This window comes from Collibacillus ludicampi (genome assembly GCF_023705585.1).
Taxonomy (GTDB): Bacteria; Bacillota; Bacilli; order Tumebacillales; family BOQE01; genus Collibacillus; species Collibacillus ludicampi.
On record NZ_BOQE01000001.1, the window covers coordinates 2,111,096 to 2,131,017 of the forward strand.

The following is a 19,922-nucleotide window of genomic DNA, read 5'->3' on the forward strand; positions in this document are numbered from 1 at the left end:
CAAAGACAAAAGTCCAATAAGACGATAAACCTTTCTTTTCTCCCCCTCCTCTGAAACAAGGAGAGGGGGTTTTTATGTGCTACCAATCCTGTACATCGATGACAATCTGATTTTTGATACTTCTGGCCAGGCCTATGCTGTATTCAAGGTGCAATCAGAACCGTATGCCTTTCAACCGCAACACATCAAACATCAGGTCATCGATCGGGTGACGCGGGGGCTGATGAGCCTTTCCGGAGAGTTTTGGATTTTTCTCTTGTCCAAGCAATGGTCCGTAGATGAGATCCTGCGGGAGATGGGCCGACAATCCAGAAACCCGGTTTGGCAGGAGCACCAGAAGGAAGTCCAGGACTATCTTCGGTACTATCTACCCTTCCACAGGGTCAACCTGATCGTTGTTCCACTCAACCGGCAGAGGATCACCATTGACCTCACTATGGACAACTGGAAAGACTGGTTCAAACAGGCTGCGGCCGGACTGATGGATGTGAAGAACCGATTTTTAATGGGCCAAGAGATCATTCCGGAAGAACGTCTCGAAGCCGCAAGAAAGTCGACGGAGGAATGGCTTGCGGGCTCGCGGGGGTAAGACCTGGTTGAGACCGACACGGACCGTACATATGGCTTTGTCCGATGTACGGATGATCGAGCGCCCGACGCACCTGGTCATTGAGCATCCGGAGGGGGCGAAATCCTACCAGACCTTTTTCGCCACAGTCTCCGTGCCTCAACCGATCCCAGAAAACCAGCCGACCGGCTTTGAATGGCTCTACGGGGTGCTGGAAAATACCCCGTTTCCTGTAGACACAGCCATTCATGTGCGGGTGGAGGAGGCACACGAGGCCCTGGAACACCTGCGAAAGAAGAAAAAGACGGCTGAAGCGCAGTACAGGGAGTGGGTGGACAACGACGAAGATGTACCATTGGAGCTGGAGGAAGACATGGCGGCCGTGGCTTCTCTTGAAAAGAAACTCCGATCGAGACAGACGCTTGTACATGCGGTGACGGTGTTTTCGATTGGAGCATCTGATCCCAGAGAACTCAGGGACCGGACCGAGCGGTTTCAACAGATCGCAGGGACTTACCACACGCTGGTGAGGGCTCCCGGAGACATGAAGCGGATGTTTCAGGCCTTCTATCCGTTTGGGGAAGAACTGCCCACGAGCTGGGAGATCCCGATGGACCCCGGTGTGTTGGGAGCGGCTGTACCGTTTGGAACTCGATCGTTAGGGGACTCCATCGGGTTCTGGCTTGGCAGGCTCCGGAACAGGCGTCCGGTTTGGATGGACCCCCGACTGCCCATCCTGAGGAATATGACGAGCGCCATCTTGCTGGCGGGTACACTTGGCAGCGGAAAAAGTTATGCGGCGAAATACTTGGCTACGATGCTCCTAGCATGGGGAGCAAAGGCGTTTTACATTGACCCCAAGGGAGATACGGATGCCTTGGAGGAGTTGCCGTTTGATACGTTGATCTTGCGATTTACCGTGGATTCCAACACTCGAATATCCCCTTTCCGCATCGGGAACGTGCAGGACGCACGGGCGATCATGGAGATCATTTTCAATCCGCTTGGTGACGACCATCGACAAATTGTCATCAACCAGGCCGTGGAACAAGTGTTAAAAGGAGATCAGTGGGACATGAGAGCATTTCACGCGGCGGTTCTGAGCATCTACGAGAACTCTCCGGAAGCCCTGGAACGGGAAGAAGCGAGGCTTGTGGCCGAGCGGGTGAGGCTGATGAAGGCACATGAGATCGGCAGACTGTTCTTTGGCCGTGACACTGGGGAGAATCTCTTCGAACACGATCTCGTGGTTGCCATTGTCCGTGGACTGACTCTTCCGGACAAAACGGTACCCAAGGAGAAATGGACGGAGACTGAACGATATTCTGCTGCGATCCTATATGCCGTGGCTACACTAGGTCTGCGGCGTCTCATGGCTCTCCCCAAGTCGGTGGTGAAATGTCTGGCCATTGACGAAGCCTGGGTGTTGAGACGGTTTGAACAGGGGCAACGCCTGCTCAATGAGGCAATGCGTTTCTCGAGGGCCGAAAACCTGATCCCGATCATTGCCACTCAAAACGCGACAGACTTCCTGCCCAGGCCCGATGAAGAAGATTTAACCGGTCTCTTCGCCTGGAAAATCATGTTGCACCTGTAGCCAGGACCAAGTGGAAGCGGCCCTTCGTATTCTCGGCATGACCGACGAAGATCCGCGGCATTGGACGAAACGGTTTGCTGATTATCGGGATGGACTCGGGCTGGCTCGTGACCCCGAAGGCCGGATCGGGGAGCTGAAGATCGAGGTGTTACCAAAAGTGCTGGACCAATACTTTTCGAGCACGCCGAAAAGCGAATAATTTTTCTCTCGCCCCCCTTTCTAGATTGAAAGGGGGTTTTTTATTGTGCGGCGTCGGATCACGTGGATCATGTTTTTGATTTTCGGGCTTGGAGTCGGAGGTGAATCTACGGTCTATGCGGCGGACCCGCTGCTAACCTCTCCCGATTTTGAGGAACCGTCCTATCCGATATCCAACTATACATGGGACGCGGATGGTTTCTTCGGAAGGTTTGATCCCTTATACGGGATGGCCAACGCGCTTTTTCTTATCGGGGTCTTTTTGATCCGGCTTTCGATGTGGGTTTTGAATCTGGGGTATGCCCCGTCGGAGTGGCTGGCCCCGTTTCAAGCGATCTCAAATGCGATCCAGAAGAGTCACTTTTTGGACCACCTATGGCCCTTATTCGCCATCGTGGCTGGTTGGGTACTTCTCAAGGATCTGTATCAGCACAACATCCAGCGAATGATGCGGCGGGGCGTGATGTTTCTGATCGTCATGGTGTCCCTTCTCTTGTTCAAAAGTTTAGGGACCGTCCAGTACATCAAGATGGTCACGAGCGCCATCGATGCCTTGAGTTATGCGACGAGCGGCTGGGTGTTGACCTTGGATCAGCCGGTGGACCCGAATAAGCCCCAGTTGACACAGGCATCGAACAACATCGACAAGGAAATCTGGAACCGTCTCGTGGATTATCCGTGGCAATTAGGGGAAATCGGAACACTTGGAAAAGTGCTAGGGAAAAAGGATGTAGAATAGGTTCAGGGGATTGTCGGAGGGGACATGAGTGTCAGTGAAAGCACCCCGTGGCGGGATGTTCTCCTGCACCATGGAGTGGGCTCCGACAAGCGAAAAGATCTGGCAGCGATTTTGAACAGGGATGACCATCCCGATTCAAAAGCGGCCTTTGCTTCGCCTTATCGCCTGACCCTGGCCTTGTTTGCGTTGATTGCTCAACTGTGTGCGTTTGTTTACTTGATTACGTTGGGGGTCATGATGAACTTGGCCTATATCTTGTACCTGGCCGCGATGTTGGCGGGTATTGTCATTTTGCCTTTGGCGATAATTCCGTGGGACTACAGCCATAGCCTGTTACGCTGGTGGGTCAAGGGACTGTCCGGTTCCATCGTGGTTCGTCTGGGGCTAAGTCTTTTCGTCGGATTGACATTTTTGGCGGTAAAAATTTTCACGCCGAATGTGAATGCCAACGATGGCAGTGCGATCGGCAGTATGCTCTTGTACGCGGTCTTTTTCGTTTTCGCCTTATGGGTTTTGTCCCGCCTGTGGAAACGAATGCAACCGATACAGAGGCTGACAAGGGTTGCATCGGCTCCGCTCCCGGCCTTTGCGGGGAGCGGTGGCGGAGCCCATTCCAACAACCATATGCCTCCCTTGTCTCTTCCTGATGACGGAGATTCTTCTTCGCGCAGAATTGACCCGGATCGGCAGGGGAACAATGATCTCCCGGCGCTTCGTGAGATTTGGGGGAAAAGAAAGCCAGGTTTGGGCAAGGCGCTACGCAAAGCTGGATGGAAAGCCTTGCGCGGGGATATCGCAGGCGCGGCCGTTTCCCTGACAACAGAAGTGGCGAAAGAGATTGCGAAAGGAAGCGGAGAAACGCTTAAAGTGGCCGGAAAGGGATACTACGACATTTGGAAGGACACTGGCGGTGTCAGTGGGGAGTCCCTGAAAATCGCCAAAGACATGCTTTTAAAAGGCCGTCATTGGAAGAACAAACAGGCGGCGGACACTTTCCATCAAGCGGATGCAGCAACAGGCCAAGAAAACGAGGAACGAAGGAATTCCCGCCGTCCGATCGATCCGGATCGTTTGAACGTGGAGGGACAAACGCCAGAAACACATGATGAGACCTATTGGAATTCCCTGTACCGGGAGGATCCCCGGCGGCCGTCGTCACAGGAAATTCCTGCCCCACGTGATGCAGAGGATTGGCAGAGTCTGTATCAGACCGAGCCGCAGATACGGTCTAAGAAGCAAGAGACAAATCAGGAACATGGGGCAACAGAGGCGGAACAGGGGGACCGGGGAGATCAGGCATCCACGCCTTCTGCAGAAATGAACCAAGAGGCACCATCTGTTGGATCTCGTACATCCCGGTCTGGTATCCATCATGTGGTGACCGATGATCCGGCCCGTGCGGTGAACCCCGATGCCGACCAATCAGGGGTTGTGGAGCTGAGTCGACTGATGGGGACAGAGGAACATGTTCTCAAGCGACACGAGCCATCTCAACAGTTAGGGCAGAATGAACCTTCTGAAACGGATGACCGTAAACTGGGTGCTTCCGAACCGGTCCGTCAAAAGCGGGAGGAAGTTCCTAAGCCTGAAGAGGAACCGGCGGAGTGCAATGTCCAACGGATCAATGCAGATCGTCAAATGGTGCAAACCGACGACCATGAAGGAAACCTTTCAATTGCTGCTGAAAAATTGAGTAGAGTAGATGAGTCACAAGATCACGTTCTGAGTGAGACATCTGTAGAAGCAGAAGCAACGGACTTGACAGAAAAACCTGCGGAAACCGAGGGAAGAAAGCAAGCACATGAGGAAGAGCCGAAGACTGCCCCAAGAATTTGGCGTGAAAAGCCGGATACGGAGCCGGATCGGCCTGTATCCTCCCCATTCCGAAAGGCTCCGCCGTTGCTAAGTAGGATTGAGCAACGCAGTGAAACTGAAGAAACACCGGATCAGGCTTCTCGAATGAACCCAGATGATCCTAAGGTTACTCTTTAGTAAGCAGGCAACCGTGGATAAGGTTGCCTTTTTTTGTCGTTCGAAAGTATACTATAGACAAAAGGAGAGATGTTCGGTGGATAAAAAAGAACTGCGGGTGAGCGGGGAATACCTTCGCGAACTGCGCCAAAAGAAAGGGTTAACTCTGGACCAGGCGGCAGAAGTCGTCGGGTGTTCCACAGGATACTTGAGTCACATTGAAAGGGGAAGTAAAAGGAACCCGAGTTATAAAGTTATCGTTGGCTTGGCGAAGCTATACGGTCTCTCTGTGGAGGATCTTATCGGAGAAGTCGCACCACCCATCCATACCGTGGACCTTATCGAGCAACTGTATAAGGCGGATTTCGTTTTATACGAAGGCCGCGAGATCGACGTCCGTGACGATTTTGTGGCAGAACGAATCGAGACGGGTATTCGGATGGGGATCTTATGGGCTTTGGATTTGATTGAGCAACGGAAAAAGGAAGAGGAGGACAGGAGGAGGCGGAGATGATCAACGTATTTGTTTATGGCACATTGCTTACGGGAGAGCGGAACCATCGGGTGGCGGAACCGTATATTTGCAGTGTACAGCCAGGGCGAGTGCGTGGCCGTCTGTATGATGTCGGGGTGTTCTCGGCGTTGGTGCTGGATGAAACGGACCGGGGGATTGAAGGGGAATGGTTCGATCTGGAGGAGGAAGGACTTTCGGTTCTGGATCGGCTGGAAGGCTATCATGGCCCTTACAGCATCGACCATTCCGGTTTTAAACCTGGTGCAAAGCTGAAAGAACTTGTACATTGAGAATAACGAATGAAACTGAAGACATCCATGATTTAGACGGAGGTCTCAGACGGCAGACAAAACTCCCTCTCTACCATATCAGTAGAGGGAGTTTGTTCTGTATATATACAAAACTGAAACGCAGCTTAAGGGCATTCCGCCCAGTCGGATTTCCATAGCCAATTAGCTGATTTTTTAAATTCATGAAAAAGAAATACGAGCATCGCCTGCACTGACACTTTTTGAAATCCCCAAAAAGTGGTCCAACGAAAACCATGCTTGTAAATCCGCAAACACACGATCAATTCTTCGGCCTATGGCTTGCGAAGCATACGGACACCTCTTACCAAAATAAATCTGTGTGACTATTCGACAAAAAAGCGTGTAGACCTTGTACTTTAGGTACTTTGTCTACACGCTGAAGCCATAACATGACGTATGACTTATTTATCAATTCCTATTATTGATTATTTGTTGTGGTGCCATATACGTTTGATGCTACTGTCTCTGTAGATGAAGAACCGTTAGTGTTACCCGTTGTAGTGATTTGAGTTGACTGGCTTCCTGAAGTTGAACTACCTACGGAATTCTGATTGGAAGCCGTTGTATTGGAAGTTGTAGACTCATTTTCTACAGAAGTTCCTGCAGATTGTTGAGAAACAGTGGTTTCCGTTCCAGAAGATGTAGTTGTTGTAGTTGTAGCAGATTGATCGCCCATTACAACAACTGTACTATCTTGTAAGCGATCAAGTAATGTAGCAGCTTCCGCGCGTGTAACCACGCGATCAGGTCTAAAAGAACCATCACCATATCCGTGCATCAAATCATATTTAACTGCCGTAGCTACATAAGGTTGGAGAGCTTGTGGAATCTTTGTGTAATCTTTCGGGAATTTTTCTTGTAATAATTGTGTAGCAGTATCGGCATCTAACAATTGCATCTCCGGATTTTGCTTGAGTAAGATTTTTACTAAAGTGACTGCTACGTCTTCACGCTTATCGCCTTCAAAGGGCTTGAACAGAAGACCACCATCTAAAGTACGATATGCATCAAAGTAATCCTTAGCGGCTTCTACATATTTATACTCCCAAGAAGTAGGAGGCACATCTTCAAAGTCTTGTTGAGTAGAATCATTTTTTAATTGAAAATACCGCGTAACCATCGTAGCGAATTCTGCGCGTGTCACCTGAGCATCTGGATCAAATTTCTGTTTACTTTTACCGGAGAGTATCCCTTTTTTTACGAGATCCATGATGTATTTTTTTGCCCAATGTCCTTTTACATCGTCGAAAACGACTGTGTTATCGACAACATTGGTGGTATTCGTAATATGAATGTTTTGCCGAGCATGACCGTTCCCTATAATTTGAATGTTTCCGTTTCCCCCTTGGGCAAAAGCGGGAACCGCATTGAATGAAAGGGCGGAAATCATAGATAAAGTAGCAATGGTTTTTTTCACAACACATCACCTCTGTTAATTTTTATTTCATAAGTATAATAAACCATTAATGAAATTATTTCATAGAATATGAAATCATTTCGAGTAATTTTTGTGTAATTTTCTTTAAGAAAAATATAATTTTCTCTGTCAAGGAAGCGATCTCTTGATAATTTGCATTAGAGAGGGGGGTTATAAGGCCTCTGAAATGATAGTGCCGTGTCCACTACTCCGGATTGTGGATCATAGGAGAGCAAGTCTGCTCGCTTGTTTCCATCAAGGTCTGCTGTCATGATGATTCGATTTTCTCCCCGCGCCCAAGGACCGAAGCGCTCTCTTACCCGCACAAAAGCCGCCCTACCGTTTGAATTCGCTTCTTCCCATACGCCATATTGAGGATAAAAGAGAAGTAGATCCGCTTTACCGTCACCATCTACGTCTCCAACCGTGACGCGTGCGTTCGCGACCGCATGGTACCAGACATGCCACGGGGAAAAGACACCGTTTCCTTCCGAGAGTGAAACGTAAGCCGTATGATCCTCGTTGGACCAAAGAATCAGATCTGCTTTTCCGAATCCGTTTACGTCTGCCAAAAAGTACTGAGCGTCTTTCTTCAGCAGGGGAGGTACGCGTAATATATCCTGTTTCACTGTATTTTTATTAAATGTAAAGGAACGAAACATGCCTGTCTGTTTATCGATCATGACCAGTTTTTCTTTACCATTTCCTTCAACATCCCCTACGAGAATATCATCGTATTGTTGAGGAAGAGTATAATCGCGCACATGTATCAACTGATGGCCATTGCTGATATACAGGTGTCCGGTTCCGTTCGTATCCAAAATGAGTAAATCCGATTTTCCGTCACCTGTGAAATTTCCCGTTAGAATCCGTCCGTTTAGAGGTTTCTTGATATCAAGCCAAGTTTCCCAAGGTTTGAGAGTCCGATTCCGCGGCCATGTTAGGCGATCGGTCTGCACATAAATCTTCCCTTGCTTCGGATCCACCGCGATTCGATCAGAAACACCGTTTCCTTGCAGGTCGGCGGTACCGACAAAGCTCGTCCCTTTAGGGAGTACAATTCGGTGCGCAGGACTAAAGGGGACTACATCAAAGATCGTGGCAAAATGATAACCGCATGCGCACATCCCAGTAACCAATTGATGTAAATAAGAATTCGTCCCCTTCTTATAGCGGTAAACCGGAAGTCCGTCTCTCATTTCGACCTTGCCATCTTTATCTCGTACAGGCTCAAGATAAGGAAATTCTAAATAAGGGTGAAAGTACATACTCGCTAACACATTTCCTTTTTTGGCATCATTGAGAATGCGTTGAATGCTTGTCTCGTCCTGAACATAACGGAGCGGGGCCGGTATATAGACAACACCCAAACTCGGATTTCCCCAATGATTGACATCTTCACGATAAACGACATCCTTCAGGGAGCGAAAGTCTAAGAAGTCGGGTTCATACAGGATTCCCATGTAGGAACTAAATACCTCCCTCTGAATTCGTGTATCTGCATAGTGAGGAGACTCCCAGAAGGACGGAGTCAGTCCTGCGGCCTGAAACGCATGCAAACTCTTTTCGATGCGGGAGGCAGCATAGGCAGCCGTTTGGCTCTCCGGGGCATCCGGGACGTCAAATTCGCGACCGATGCTGGTATTTTCGAATCCATCCGGTCGTTTTTTGTTTCCATATTGGTGGGTATACCCGTGCATGCCGAGAATGCCTCCATGTTCCGTCGCATACTTCATAAGTTCAATAAATGGACGGCTATCTCCGTTAGGATTTTCAATAGACACATCCGTCCATGTCTCATATCCAATTAACCGCCGGTCACGTGGGATTAAGGCAATATGAAAAGGGACGTTCTCTTCGGATAGATAATCAAAAACAGCTCTTAACTTTCCCAACTGATCCTTTGTTGCGTAAGGGCCACCAGGTCCTACATCTTCTAGGCGAAGAAGGGCAAAATGACTGTGCATGGAAGGAAAATCATTATCGGGTTCGGCTACGCTCGTTGATGAACATGTAACACAAAGTAAAGTGAGCGTGAATAAAAGAATGAGTAGTCTGTGGTGTCTCATTGATCCTCATCCCTTACTTACGCAATTATTTCTATTGATGAACAACAAATCTTTGATGTTAGAGAAAAAGTGGACTCTCAACTAAAAAAACGACAGATTCATAGGGATAAAGAAGAATCCGTTCTACGTTGGTGGGATGAATCTTGAAATACCATCCAACTGTATAGAGGATCTCATTTCATCATAGTACCCAAAAATAATAAAATAGCTGAAAAACCATGCGAAGACAACTTTTATCATATAAAAATAAGAAATTCCCAGGAATTTCCGGTTACTGTTCTTCTTTCCCGGGGCCTGTAGCTATACTTATAAGCGGAATTAAAAAAGTATAGAAATTCGGATAACTAAAGTTCGCCCATAGTTTGTTTTAACTTATCACATACTATAGTGGAAATTATCCTTTGGTTCGAGGTGAGGGTTATGATAAAACATTTTCGCATAGTTATAGCTTTGACGTTAGCGAGCTTTTTGTTTGCAGGTTGTACAACAACTGAAACACCGAAAATCTCCAATTTGAATAAACCTCAGCAAAAGACTGCAAGTACTCCTGATCTCGCCGATGGTCCTGAATCACAAAATCGAACGATTTTACCCATACATAAGGCATTGGAAGGAAGCAATTTATCTGGAATTTTATTTTATAAGGGCCCAGCGAACGTAAAGAAAGCTGCGTTAACATTTGATGATGGTCCAGATATCCGTTTTACTCCACAAATATTGGAGATTTTAAAGAGACATGGAGTGAAAGCCACCTTCTTTATTATCGGGACAAGGGCACAAGCACACCCTGAGATGGTACGACGTATCGCACAAGAAGGGCATGTAATTGGAAATCATACTTGGACCCATCCAAATTTAAGGAAATTGTCTCCCGGTCAAGTTCGTGCCGAAATTGATAAAACGAATCAAGAATTATTTAAAATTCTCGGATATTACCCAGATCTATTTCGACCACCTTACGGGAGTACAACCCCCAGTGAAGTTCGTGAAATAGGCTCCATGGGGTACAAGGTGATTGATTGGTCGGTGGATACAAGAGATTGGGCGGGAACACCAACAACACAGATTATGAATTATGTACGGAGTGAAATAAGCCCAGGAGGTATCATTTTAGAGCATTGTGCAGGGGGAAGAGGGGAAAACCTAAATAATACTATTAATGCTTTACCTCAAATCATTTCACTTCTGAAAGCGCAAGGATTTACACTCGTTACTGTGCCGGAACTTTTAAATATCCCCGCAACAATGTAGCAATCTTATATAGTTGATCAGAATGACTCGAAAAAACAGGACTGGAATCAAAACCTTTCCAGTCCTGGAATGAAAGCACTGTCATTTCGAGTGTTAAGGAGCATAAACGACGAGAAAGGGTCTGTCGTCATTCAAAGGAGCTACAAATTCGTTGGCCGTACCTAAAGCACGGGCAACGGCCCAGCCCCAAGGCATATGTTTACTTGGATAATAGATCGATAGACGTGTGGCGTTTCGACCGGGCCCTGCATATGTAACCTGGAATCCTTTGTTTTTTAATGTTTCTGCCACCTCTTGTGAACCATATACCACAACTGGAATCTCTTCGGGGTTCGGGAGAGTAGGGAGACCTAAATCCGATCCTGTCGACCCTAAAGGGGCCAGTTTTTTTGCAATCTCTTTTGGATCTAATACATCGTAGTACGCGCCTGTAATATAATTTTCTTTATTAAAATTCGGTGCGGGCGCATCGGCAAGATTCATGGAGTCACGAATTGTACCTAAAGAGATTTTCTGAACCTCAGCTCCGGCTGCTTCCATACCGATCCCGACCAATCTAGAAGGACTGATATTCGTTGCAATGTCCTTACTCCAAATGTTGAGCAGTCTCTGTATGGCAGCAGGATTTTTGGAAGAATCCAGTACCTTTTGTTTTAATATCTCGAGTACCTGCATTTCAGCTTCCTGCCGCTGAAAGTCGTTCACACGATAATTATTTCCCGCTTGGTTTTGTCTGACACGAATATAAGCAAGGGCTTGCTCTCCATTCAATATTTGCTTTCCGGGTTGGAGATCGACACCACTATGATCCGGATCATATAAGCGGGCGGGTACATCAACTTCGATTCCACCCACAGCGTTGATTGCATCTACAAACCCTTGAAAGTCAGTCACAATGTAATCATGAATCGGTAATCCCGTCATTTTTGATACGGCCTGCATGGTAAGCTCCGGACCCCTTTCTGGAGATTGCTGCAGTCCAAGCGTAAAAACAGATTTAATCTTTGGAATCGGAATATCCCAATCCGGTAACGCAATTAAAGTATCGCGTGGGATGGAGATCAGGGTCACGACATGTTTAGAGGGATCTATATGTACAACAAGGAGGGTGTCTGCCTGCCCCCCGGAAGAACCTAATGACAAGGGATTCGTAGCATCCCGCGCATTGTTGGCGATAAGCAAAAGATTGATCGGTTCCGTATTCCCTGTCAAACCTTGCCCGATCTCATTGACAACATTTTGCATCATTTGTTTCTGATGGGTCATCAAGGCATATGTGAATGAACCTAGCAGCAACGTCCCGGCAAATAAACTCAAAGAAAGCAGAAATCTTTTGCGAAACTTTTTTTTCTTGTTTGGCTTCCCGCGATGTGGATTCATAGTTGCTGAAACTTCCTTTCGAAACGGGTTTTTCATTCATCAGATTGAGGCTTGTACTTTGATAAAATTTTATAAAAAACAAACCCCGCAACGATGGCATCATCGACGTATCCATATGGAATGAAAAAATCAGGAATAAGATCAATTGGAGTAACAAAGTAAAGAAGAGTGGCCATAATCCACGCATGAGCCTGTTTTGTGAGTTTGGTACTCTGAAGCCATTGATACATCGTTTGAAGTTGTTCTATGAAGCGTCCATGAGCTTTTATCTGTGTCAATTTTGTTCTGAATTCCTTCTCAATCAGTTTGTTAAGGTCGTGGTTTAAACAATACTGGTAAAGTCCTCTCAGAATTTGAAATAAAAGATGATAATCCACTTTTGGACTATGATGATTTTCATTTGAACAATCGTCCGCATGTAGAAGGTGACTCATTTTCTCGTAAAATTGGAGGGCATGAATTCCATCTTGTGAGCTGATGAACTGTTTCAAAGAATCATACACTTCAAAAAGTATAGGAGTCTCTAAAATTTTGGCTATCCCTTGAACCTCTTCCTCGCTTGGGATTCTTTTTCCGGTCATAATACGGGAGAGAGCGGCTTTGTTTGTCTTTACACATTCTGAAGCATTCATTTCTTCTACCAGCTCTTCTGCAGTCATTCCTTTTTTCTGCAAAAGATAGCGAATACAATCCCCAAATCGTTTCATTTCAGTCATAATCATCACCGTAACTGAATATATCATGAAATATTTACGATAACAATGAAATTATTTCAGAACAGTGAATGACCATTGCGGTAGCAATCTCTCTTTCATATACTGGATTTGCTGAACGCTCATCACAAGGTGATTAATAAAACCTTTACAATCAAAGAATTGACATAATAAAATCAACAGCATAAAATGACTGATGGATTGAAAAGAATAAATAAATCCTCGTTAGGCGAGGCGTCTATACAAACAAAGGCCACTGCCCGGAAACGTCGAAAGACGCCAATGGGTAGAACAGGTATTGCCGGATTAAGGCTTTACATAATGTGGCTGAGCGATCGTGCTCTACGTTGTATAGTGCTAAAGCTCAACTAGGGGGATTGATGACCTTCTTTTCTGTGTGTTTATGAAGAAGCTCACTACCCCCTGTAGATCATTACAGGGGGTTTTTTATGGAATCATAAGGGGAGGTGATGGGAATGGACGGGTATCCCCTAAAACTATCAAAAAATATTTACAAGCATAGCATAATGGAGGGGATTTTCTCGGCAAAAATCATACCATTCAACCGTCAAATACCAGAACAAACCCGTATGAATGCACATCATTTTTTACTAAAATCACTGTTGCTAAACAAAAGGAAGTGGCGAGTCCCGCAAACGATTGACCTTGTTGGCTGGCGATATAAAAAATCTTGCTTACGGAATTCAAATTTGCTATCGAATCAGTCTTTTGATTCATAAATCATGAGAATCATTCAATCCTTGAAGGGGGTGATGGGCATGGGAGATGGACCCAGTTGTCGAATGTGTGTTCGAAAATCAACGGATATAACTACCCATTTAAAACTTCAATTCCAAGGAGGTAATCTGTCATGCTGGATAACCAAGCTCTCAACCTATCATCCCCTGTGCTTGACGACGCTCATGAAGGCGACATTCGTGGAGCGTTTGGAACCATACGCAAACAGGATACGGCCCCGCGCAAAACTTGGGGGGCTCGGCTTCGTACGTTACTGGCTATCATGGGTCCCGGTCTCATCGTCATGGTAGGCGATAACGATGCTGGCGGCATCGCTACGTATGCTCAGGCCGGGCAGAACTATGGAACGAGCCTGCTATGGGTGCTTCTGCTTCTCATTCCCGTATTAATCGTGAACCAAGAGATGGTCGTGCGTTTGGGTCTTGTGACTGGCGTAGGACACGCTCGCCTCATCTTTGAACGATTTGGACGTTTCTGGGGGGCTTTCTCTGTCGGTGATCTTTTCATCGTCAATTGTCTGACCCTTATCACAGAGTTCATTGGAATCGACTTGGCGATGTCGTATTTCGGAGTCAGTCCCTATATTTCCGTTCCAATTTCCGCATTGCTACTCATTGCAATAACCGTGACTGGCAGTTTCCGCCGCTGGGAGGCGTTCATGTACCTCTTCATCTTGGCGAACTTTTTAGTGATTCCGCTTGCGATCTGGAGCCATCCACATGCCGGTCCAGTAATACACGACTTTTTTGTTCCCCATGTTCAAGGTGGCCTGAATTCGGATGCACTGTTGCTCATTATTAGCATGGTTGGTACCACAGTTGCCCCTTGGCAACTGTTCTTCCAGCAGTCAAATGTGATCGATAAGCGCCTGACTCCGCGTTGGATGTCCTACGAACGGGCGGATACGGTCATCGGTGCATTCGTCGTGATTCTCGGTGCGGCGGCTTTAATCATCGCTACTGCGTTCGCCTTTCAGGGTACCAATCTTGCGGGTGCGTTTACCGATGCGGGTGCGGTCGCAAAAGGTTTGGCGGAAAAAGTCGGGCCGTTGTCGGGGGCCTTTTTTGCGATTGTCTTGCTAAACGCTTCACTGATTGGTGCAGCTTCTGTCACGCTCTCCACATCGTACGCCTTTGGCGATGTGTTTGGCGTCAAACATTCCTTGCATCGAAACTGGCGGGACGCTCTGGGCTTCTATGTCAGCTACACCATCCTCATATTGATATCCGGAGGGATTGTACTGATCCCCCATGCACCACTCGGCCTGATCACAACGGCGGTGCAGGCACTCGCGGGTGTACTGCTTCCGAGTGCAACGGTCTTCTTGCTCTTGCTGTGCAATGACAAGGATGTTCTGGGTCCTTGGGTCAACAAAATGTGGCTGAATGTAGTAAGCAGTATTATTGTCGGTGTTCTGGTCATGCTCTCATTTATCCTTGCCGTGACAACCCTTTTCCCTGACGTGAACGTACAACTCTTGACCGTGGTTTTGGCAGGCATTTTGGTGATCGGACTTCTAGTCGCTGGTTTGCTATATTATCGTCAACGAGGGAAAAATCCCACATATCCCGAATCTGAACAGGATCGCATGACTTGGAGGATGCCTCCATTGAGTACGCTTCCTAAACCGGTATGGTCGAAGACACGCAAGTTGGGCATGATCTTATTACGCGGCTATCTACTCGTAGCAGTCATTATGTTGATTGTTAAAGCTGTGCAACTTTCGCTTGGGCATTAATTTTCAATCGTCATCGAGGAAGGGGCAATCCATGGTCCCATCAGACCGGTCGATGTTTAAGTCTTGGAATGAAGCATGTCAAATCTTTCGATACAGTATAAAAGTCCTCGTTCTCGCCATTAGGCAAGACCGAGGACTTTATTCATTTAAAAATTTTACTCACGTTTTGGAGATTTGATTCTAAGTATAAAAAAGGCAGTTATTTTCACCATAAGCACGAGGAGGAAATACATGTGACTTTGCTATACTTTACACTCCATGTTGTTACCGCACTACTATGTGGCATGATCATTGGTTTTGAAAGACAATGGCGACATCGAATGGCCGGATTACGAACAAATGCTCTTGTTGCTTTGGGCTCTGCTTTGTTTGTATCACTCGCTGGGATCATTGTTGGTGAATCCAGTCCCACTCGTATCGCTGCTCAGGTGGTGTCGGGGATAGGTTTCATTGGTGCAGGTGTGATCATGCATAAATAAGGAGGTAATGTTCAGGGATTAAATACGGCAGCTACATTATGGTGTAGCGCCGCTGTTGGAACACTTGCGGGCTTAGGATTTATACTTGAAGCATTCATTGCTACTGTTCTTGTTATTGGAACGAATCTTTTCTTGCGTCCGATTGCCGAAAAAATCAACAAACAGCCGATGAATCAAACAGAAATTGAAACACGTTACAGTGTTCGAGTTGTATGTCGTCAGATTGATGAAACCCGTATTCGTGCTTTATTGCTCCACGCGATCGGAAACGAACAACTCTTCTTGCGCTCGTTACATAGTGAAGACCTCCATGATCATTCAGGGAAAATGGAGGTCATAGCTGAACTATTCACTCAGGGGCGCAGAGACCAATTAGTTGAATCAATTGTAGGTCGTGCCAGTTTAGAAGAAGGGGTAAGTTTTGTGAGTTGGGAAGTTGTTTAGTTTACGGGATAAAAGGAAGCACGGCTGGCACTTGAACTTTGGAGTCAGTAAGCAAAAAGGTATCTCATCGAACGGATGAGGTACTTTTTTTGCATAGGTGAGAACGAAAACCTCATATCGATAATGAATATCATTTTATCCTAAATTAAGCTGTTTTTTGAGATTAATATTTATTATCATTGAATTTCTTTATTTTTCTCTGGTTTTTAAGGCTATTCATGAATATAATAAGTGGTGGGAAACAAAGGGAAGGTAAGAAATGGTAGCAAAAAAAGAAAAGGAGTTATTAGGGATTATGAAAGATCTTAAGATAAAATTATTAATCGAAAACTGGCGAAGAGAGATGGAAGCCGTAGTGTTATATAAGGCATTAGCTCAAAAGGAAACCGATCCCAAACGAAAAATGATTTTATCTCAGCTTGCAGATATAGAAGAAAAACATACAAAACTTTGGGAACAAGAACTTAAAACTTTAGGCTATTCCCTTGATCAATTACCATCGATTTCGTTACCGAAAAGCTTGAAAAAAGAGGAAATGTTACAGCGAGTTTTGGATGTAGAACACAGTAATGCTTCTTGGTATAAATCCCAACGAAATCTAATTGAAGATGAAAATCTCGTTCAGATTCTTAATGAAATCGAAGAGGATGAAGCCAATCACGAAGGGACCGTGGAATCCTTCACAGAGAAGAAAACAGTGGTAAGTCAACTACTTGAAAAAATTTGGGATGAGGAAAAATGGCATAGGCGGCATACTGGTGGTTGGGTCGGAGATGTTATCTATGGTGTCAACGATGGGCTTGGTGCTATTTTTGGAATTATTGCTGGAGTGGCCGGATATACCAATAGCAATCATATGATTTTGGTATCTGGTTTCTTTGGTGCTTTGGCAAGCACCTTATCCATGGGCGCAGGAGCTTGGCTGGCGACGAAATCAGAAAACGAGGTAATGGAGAAAGAATTAGATCGTGAGCGAAAAGAAGTCCTTGAAAACCCCGAGCACGAAAGAGAAGAACTGGCTCTTTTATATCAACTAAAAGGTTTTACTAAAGAAGAGTCTGAGACCATTGCGAATAGAATTTCTCAAAATCCGGATCAATTTGTGAAGACCATGGCACAAGAGGAACTTGGAATCCATGAGACAAATGAGGGCAACCCTTGGGTTTCCGCTTTTTATGGATCCATCTCTACGTTCGTTGGCGGGATTATTCCGCTTATTCCGTTTTTCTTTTTATCGGGTCTCCCTGCCATGATCATCGCAGGTGTCGTTTCTATACTCGCTCATTTTGCTGTTGGGGCAGCTAAAAGTTTAATTACCGCTAGAAGTTGGTGGGCAAGCGGTTTAGAAATGATGACTGCTGGAATTATTGTAGGTGTGATTTCCTACGTTCTAGGATATTTGGGTACAATTTTATTATAAACGAATTAAGGGACTGATGTTCATCAAACGAAGAATGATGACAAATGCTTCTCAACCGCATCACACACGCTGACAAACTGTAATTTTTAGTTTGTCGGCGTTTTTTACATTCAAGGCTCTTCTTTATCCTTCTGATCACCGCCAACATAAAAATAGTATATTCCATATAAAACTTTTCCTTTATTTAAGTGATCATGATTTTCAATTTTTTATTAACTTTTGAGCGCTTTTTACTTAGTATATCGAACCATTTTTCTTATTTTTTAAGCTCATTCTTTTTCTAATAGTTGACATAGATTTTTGTAAGTTCATGCTCTATACTTTGGAACGAAAATATTGGGGTACTCATCCTATACAGGAGATGATCGTTTTGTTTTTTAAATACCAGAAAAAGGGGCGTTCATCATTTCCTTTGAAAAAGAAAAACAATCGCATTACCATCACCATGATCATGATCATCTATATGATGATTTCAACCGCTGCACTCGTTTTGTATGGACCTTTTGAAAATCTGCGCAGTGCAGTGATTGGTGCCATACTCACAAGCCGGCATCCATGGCTCATCACTCCTTTTTATTCAGCCTCTACATTGGCAAAGTATCGGCCTGTTTCCTTAGATACAATGGACCGGGGAACAATGCGGACTGGGGACTTTGCAAACATTCACGATAACGAAATCGAAGTGGTTCCGATTCAAACAGCCAAATATTCCGGCTGTTTATTGATCATTCATGATCCAAAACGTGTACATGTGGCGGTGACAAAATATTTAAACTCTGTTGGCGAAACAGTCAGTGAAATGGTGAAGGATTCCGGTTCGATCGCCGGTATTAATGCGGGAGGATTTATCGACGGTGGGCATGGTACGGGGGGAATACCTCTCGGTATCACCATTTCACGAGGAAAGTTTATCAGTGGAGATCAAACCTCGAGGGAACCTGTTATTGGAATCACAAAAAGTGGCGCACTGATCGTCGGCAAATATACGTTTCATGAACTTGAGCAATTGGGAATCTTAGATGCGGTCTCGTTCGGACCGGAACTTGTTCAAGACGGGAAACCTTATTTAAAGGCTACCGATGGATCCTGGGGCTACGCACCGAGATCAGCAATTGGTCAACGCAGAGATGGAGCGATTTTGTTGCTTGCCCTATCCGGACGGGGGAATGGTGGAATTGGTGCAAGCTTGCTCGATTGTGAGCAAGTGATGTTGGAACATGGCGCATATGTGGCAGCCAATCTGGATGGAGGATACAGTTCTGAACTTTATTATAAGAATCAATTTCTTGTACCTCCGTCGAATCCCCTTGGAGAAAGGTACGTGGCGACAAGCTTCGTCGTAGATGGGGGGAATACTACGTGAGAAAAAAGTGGATGATGAACAAAAAGGTATCCATATGGACGGGAGTTTTTACCTTGTTCACACTGTTCCAACTGGTGACACTCCATAAGATCGATAAATTTTTGCAGCCTCCCGTCTCGTCCATGGAAGGTTCTACACAAAAGGAACAAGAAATAGTAACTCTCATGCCCCCCAAGAACGCAGAACAAGTGATGTATAGCCAAGATAAACAGTACATGGCTTATACAACAAAGGATACGTTGACGATTGCCGGAAAGGAAGGAACCATTTTTCAACGAACGGTGGGGCAGGTATCCTATATGCAATGGCTGGGAAATACGAATACCCTTTTATATTTTGTCCAAGGCTCTTACTTGGATGCATATTTATTACCATTAAATGAAGCAAAATCCTATTTGATTCACGAATGGATTGGAAATCAGCGGAAAGTTGTAAACACCTTTTTCTCTCCGTACATGGAATACTTATATATTGAATTGAAAAATGGTTCAGTGTATGAAGTTTACAAGTATGACGCGGTAAGCGGAATCCGTCAATTACCATTGGGGGACATACAAATCTCACGCATTGATTATGACGAGCTTTCTGATCAGATGAATATAACGAGTTCTTTTGGCGGAGTCTGGCGTTACATGAGTGATCGATTGTACCGTCCGGACGGTTCGCTCGTCATACCGGCTGTGGCAGTTAATCAGCCGAATCCAAGAGCTGATAACCATCACTATCTTGAGGGAAAGAAACCATCATCCATGTCAAGCAATGAAATGAAGAAATCCAACGACATTACATCTAAAGAGACTCCTAACAACATAAAGCAGTCTAATACTACTGTCGTACCTCCTTCAGCCAAAACAACAGGAAGTACGGTGGCGGATAAATCACCCGCTGGATCTTCTAACCAGGTGAAAGCTCCAATACAAAAATAAGTGATATCGCATATAGTCTTTGATAATATAAAAAACAGAGGCAATAAAGGCTAAGAACAAACGCT

17 protein-coding genes, 1 pseudogene and 1 riboswitch are annotated in these 19,922 nt (G+C 45.6%); of the genes and pseudogenes, 14 read left to right on the forward strand and 4 right to left on the reverse strand.

Annotated features, from left to right (window positions below):
* The first annotated feature begins 76 nt into the window (after nt 1-76).
* The 7 genes from DNHGIG_RS10640 to DNHGIG_RS10670 all read left to right on the forward strand — a co-directional run bounded on the left by DNHGIG_RS10640 (nt 77) and on the right by DNHGIG_RS10670 (nt 5,877).
* A complete protein-coding gene (locus DNHGIG_RS10640; protein ID WP_282199599.1) occupies nt 77-589 on the forward strand; it encodes a hypothetical protein in 513 nt (170 codons plus the stop codon).
* 7 nt (nt 590-596) lie between these two features.
* Nucleotides 597-2,165 (forward strand): ATP-binding protein, encoded by a 1,569-nt coding sequence (locus DNHGIG_RS10645; RefSeq protein WP_282199600.1) that lies wholly within the window; start codon nt 597-599, stop codon nt 2,163-2,165.
* A 10-nt stretch (nt 2,166-2,175) separates the two neighbouring features.
* Nucleotides 2,176-2,364, forward strand: a complete 189-nt coding sequence (locus tag DNHGIG_RS10650) for a hypothetical protein (RefSeq protein WP_282199601.1) — start codon at nt 2,176-2,178, stop codon at nt 2,362-2,364.
* Nucleotides 2,365-2,409: 45 nt separating this feature from the next.
* The gene (locus tag DNHGIG_RS10655; protein ID WP_282199602.1) at nt 2,410-3,102 is read left to right on the forward strand and encodes a hypothetical protein; all 693 of its coding nucleotides are present in this window, start codon (nt 2,410-2,412) and stop codon (nt 3,100-3,102) included.
* A gap of 24 nt (nt 3,103-3,126) precedes the next feature.
* The gene (locus DNHGIG_RS10660) at nt 3,127-5,094 is read left to right on the forward strand and encodes an ABC transporter permease family protein (protein ID WP_282199603.1); all 1,968 of its coding nucleotides are present in this window, start codon (nt 3,127-3,129) and stop codon (nt 5,092-5,094) included.
* Nucleotides 5,095-5,170: 76 nt separating this feature from the next.
* A complete protein-coding gene (locus DNHGIG_RS10665; RefSeq protein ID WP_282199604.1) occupies nt 5,171-5,587 on the forward strand; it encodes a helix-turn-helix domain-containing protein in 417 nt (138 codons plus the stop codon).
* A complete protein-coding gene (locus DNHGIG_RS10670; RefSeq protein ID WP_369414705.1) occupies nt 5,584-5,877 on the forward strand; it encodes a gamma-glutamylcyclotransferase family protein in 294 nt (97 codons plus the stop codon). Before DNHGIG_RS10665 ends, DNHGIG_RS10670 begins: the two co-directional genes overlap by 4 nt.
* Before the next feature lie 439 nt (nt 5,878-6,316).
* Here the strand turns inward: DNHGIG_RS10670 and DNHGIG_RS10680 are convergent, their stop codons facing one another.
* Both DNHGIG_RS10680 and DNHGIG_RS10685 read right to left on the reverse strand, forming a co-directional pair.
* Entirely contained in the window at nt 6,317-7,315 is a 999-nt protein-coding gene (locus DNHGIG_RS10680) for an S-layer homology domain-containing protein (RefSeq protein WP_282199605.1), read from the reverse strand.
* Nucleotides 7,316-7,473: 158 nt separating this feature from the next.
* Nucleotides 7,474-9,384, reverse strand: coding sequence for a DUF2334 domain-containing protein (locus DNHGIG_RS10685; protein WP_282199606.1), 1,911 nt, complete (start codon nt 9,382-9,384; stop codon nt 7,474-7,476).
* 420 nt (nt 9,385-9,804) lie between these two features.
* On the opposite strand from DNHGIG_RS10685, the gene DNHGIG_RS10690 reads away from it, so the two are divergent.
* Nucleotides 9,805-10,635, forward strand: coding sequence for a polysaccharide deacetylase family protein (locus tag DNHGIG_RS10690; RefSeq protein WP_282199607.1), 831 nt, complete (start codon nt 9,805-9,807; stop codon nt 10,633-10,635).
* 93 nt (nt 10,636-10,728) lie between these two features.
* Here DNHGIG_RS10690 and DNHGIG_RS10695 read toward each other — a convergent pair whose 3' ends face one another.
* A complete protein-coding gene (locus DNHGIG_RS10695) occupies nt 10,729-12,015 on the reverse strand; it encodes an LCP family protein (protein WP_282199608.1) in 1,287 nt (428 codons plus the stop codon).
* Nucleotides 12,016-12,047: 32 nt separating this feature from the next.
* A complete protein-coding gene (locus DNHGIG_RS10700) occupies nt 12,048-12,731 on the reverse strand; it encodes a DUF1232 domain-containing protein (RefSeq protein WP_282199609.1) in 684 nt (227 codons plus the stop codon).
* A gap of 211 nt (nt 12,732-12,942) precedes the next feature.
* Nucleotides 12,943-13,110, forward strand: a riboswitch (M-box (ykoK) riboswitch).
* A gap of 489 nt (nt 13,111-13,599) precedes the next feature.
* Here DNHGIG_RS10700 and DNHGIG_RS10705 point away from each other — a divergent pair.
* The 6 genes and pseudogenes from DNHGIG_RS10705 to DNHGIG_RS10725 all read left to right on the forward strand — a co-directional run bounded on the left by DNHGIG_RS10705 (nt 13,600) and on the right by DNHGIG_RS10725 (nt 19,857).
* Nucleotides 13,600-15,225: an Nramp family divalent metal transporter gene (locus DNHGIG_RS10705; RefSeq protein WP_282199610.1), complete on the forward strand. Its 1,626-nt coding sequence runs from the start codon at nt 13,600-13,602 to the stop codon at nt 15,223-15,225.
* A 233-nt stretch (nt 15,226-15,458) separates the two neighbouring features.
* Nucleotides 15,459-15,839: pseudogene (locus tag DNHGIG_RS21015) on the forward strand (MgtC/SapB family protein); the annotation flags it as partial.
* Nucleotides 15,840-15,872: 33 nt separating this feature from the next.
* Complete coding sequence (locus tag DNHGIG_RS21020; protein ID WP_369414754.1) at nt 15,873-16,148, forward strand: hypothetical protein; 276 nt, start codon at nt 15,873-15,875, stop codon at nt 16,146-16,148.
* Nucleotides 16,149-16,407: 259 nt separating this feature from the next.
* The gene (locus DNHGIG_RS10715) at nt 16,408-17,568 is read left to right on the forward strand and encodes a VIT1/CCC1 transporter family protein (RefSeq protein WP_282199611.1); all 1,161 of its coding nucleotides are present in this window, start codon (nt 16,408-16,410) and stop codon (nt 17,566-17,568) included.
* Nucleotides 17,569-17,938: 370 nt separating this feature from the next.
* Nucleotides 17,939-18,931 (forward strand): phosphodiester glycosidase family protein, encoded by a 993-nt coding sequence (locus tag DNHGIG_RS10720; RefSeq protein ID WP_282199612.1) that lies wholly within the window; start codon nt 17,939-17,941, stop codon nt 18,929-18,931.
* The gene (locus DNHGIG_RS10725; RefSeq protein WP_282199613.1) at nt 18,928-19,857 is read left to right on the forward strand and encodes a hypothetical protein; all 930 of its coding nucleotides are present in this window, start codon (nt 18,928-18,930) and stop codon (nt 19,855-19,857) included. The genes DNHGIG_RS10720 and DNHGIG_RS10725 overlap by 4 nt, the downstream gene beginning before the upstream one ends.
* The last annotated feature ends 65 nt before the right edge of the window (nt 19,858-19,922 follow it).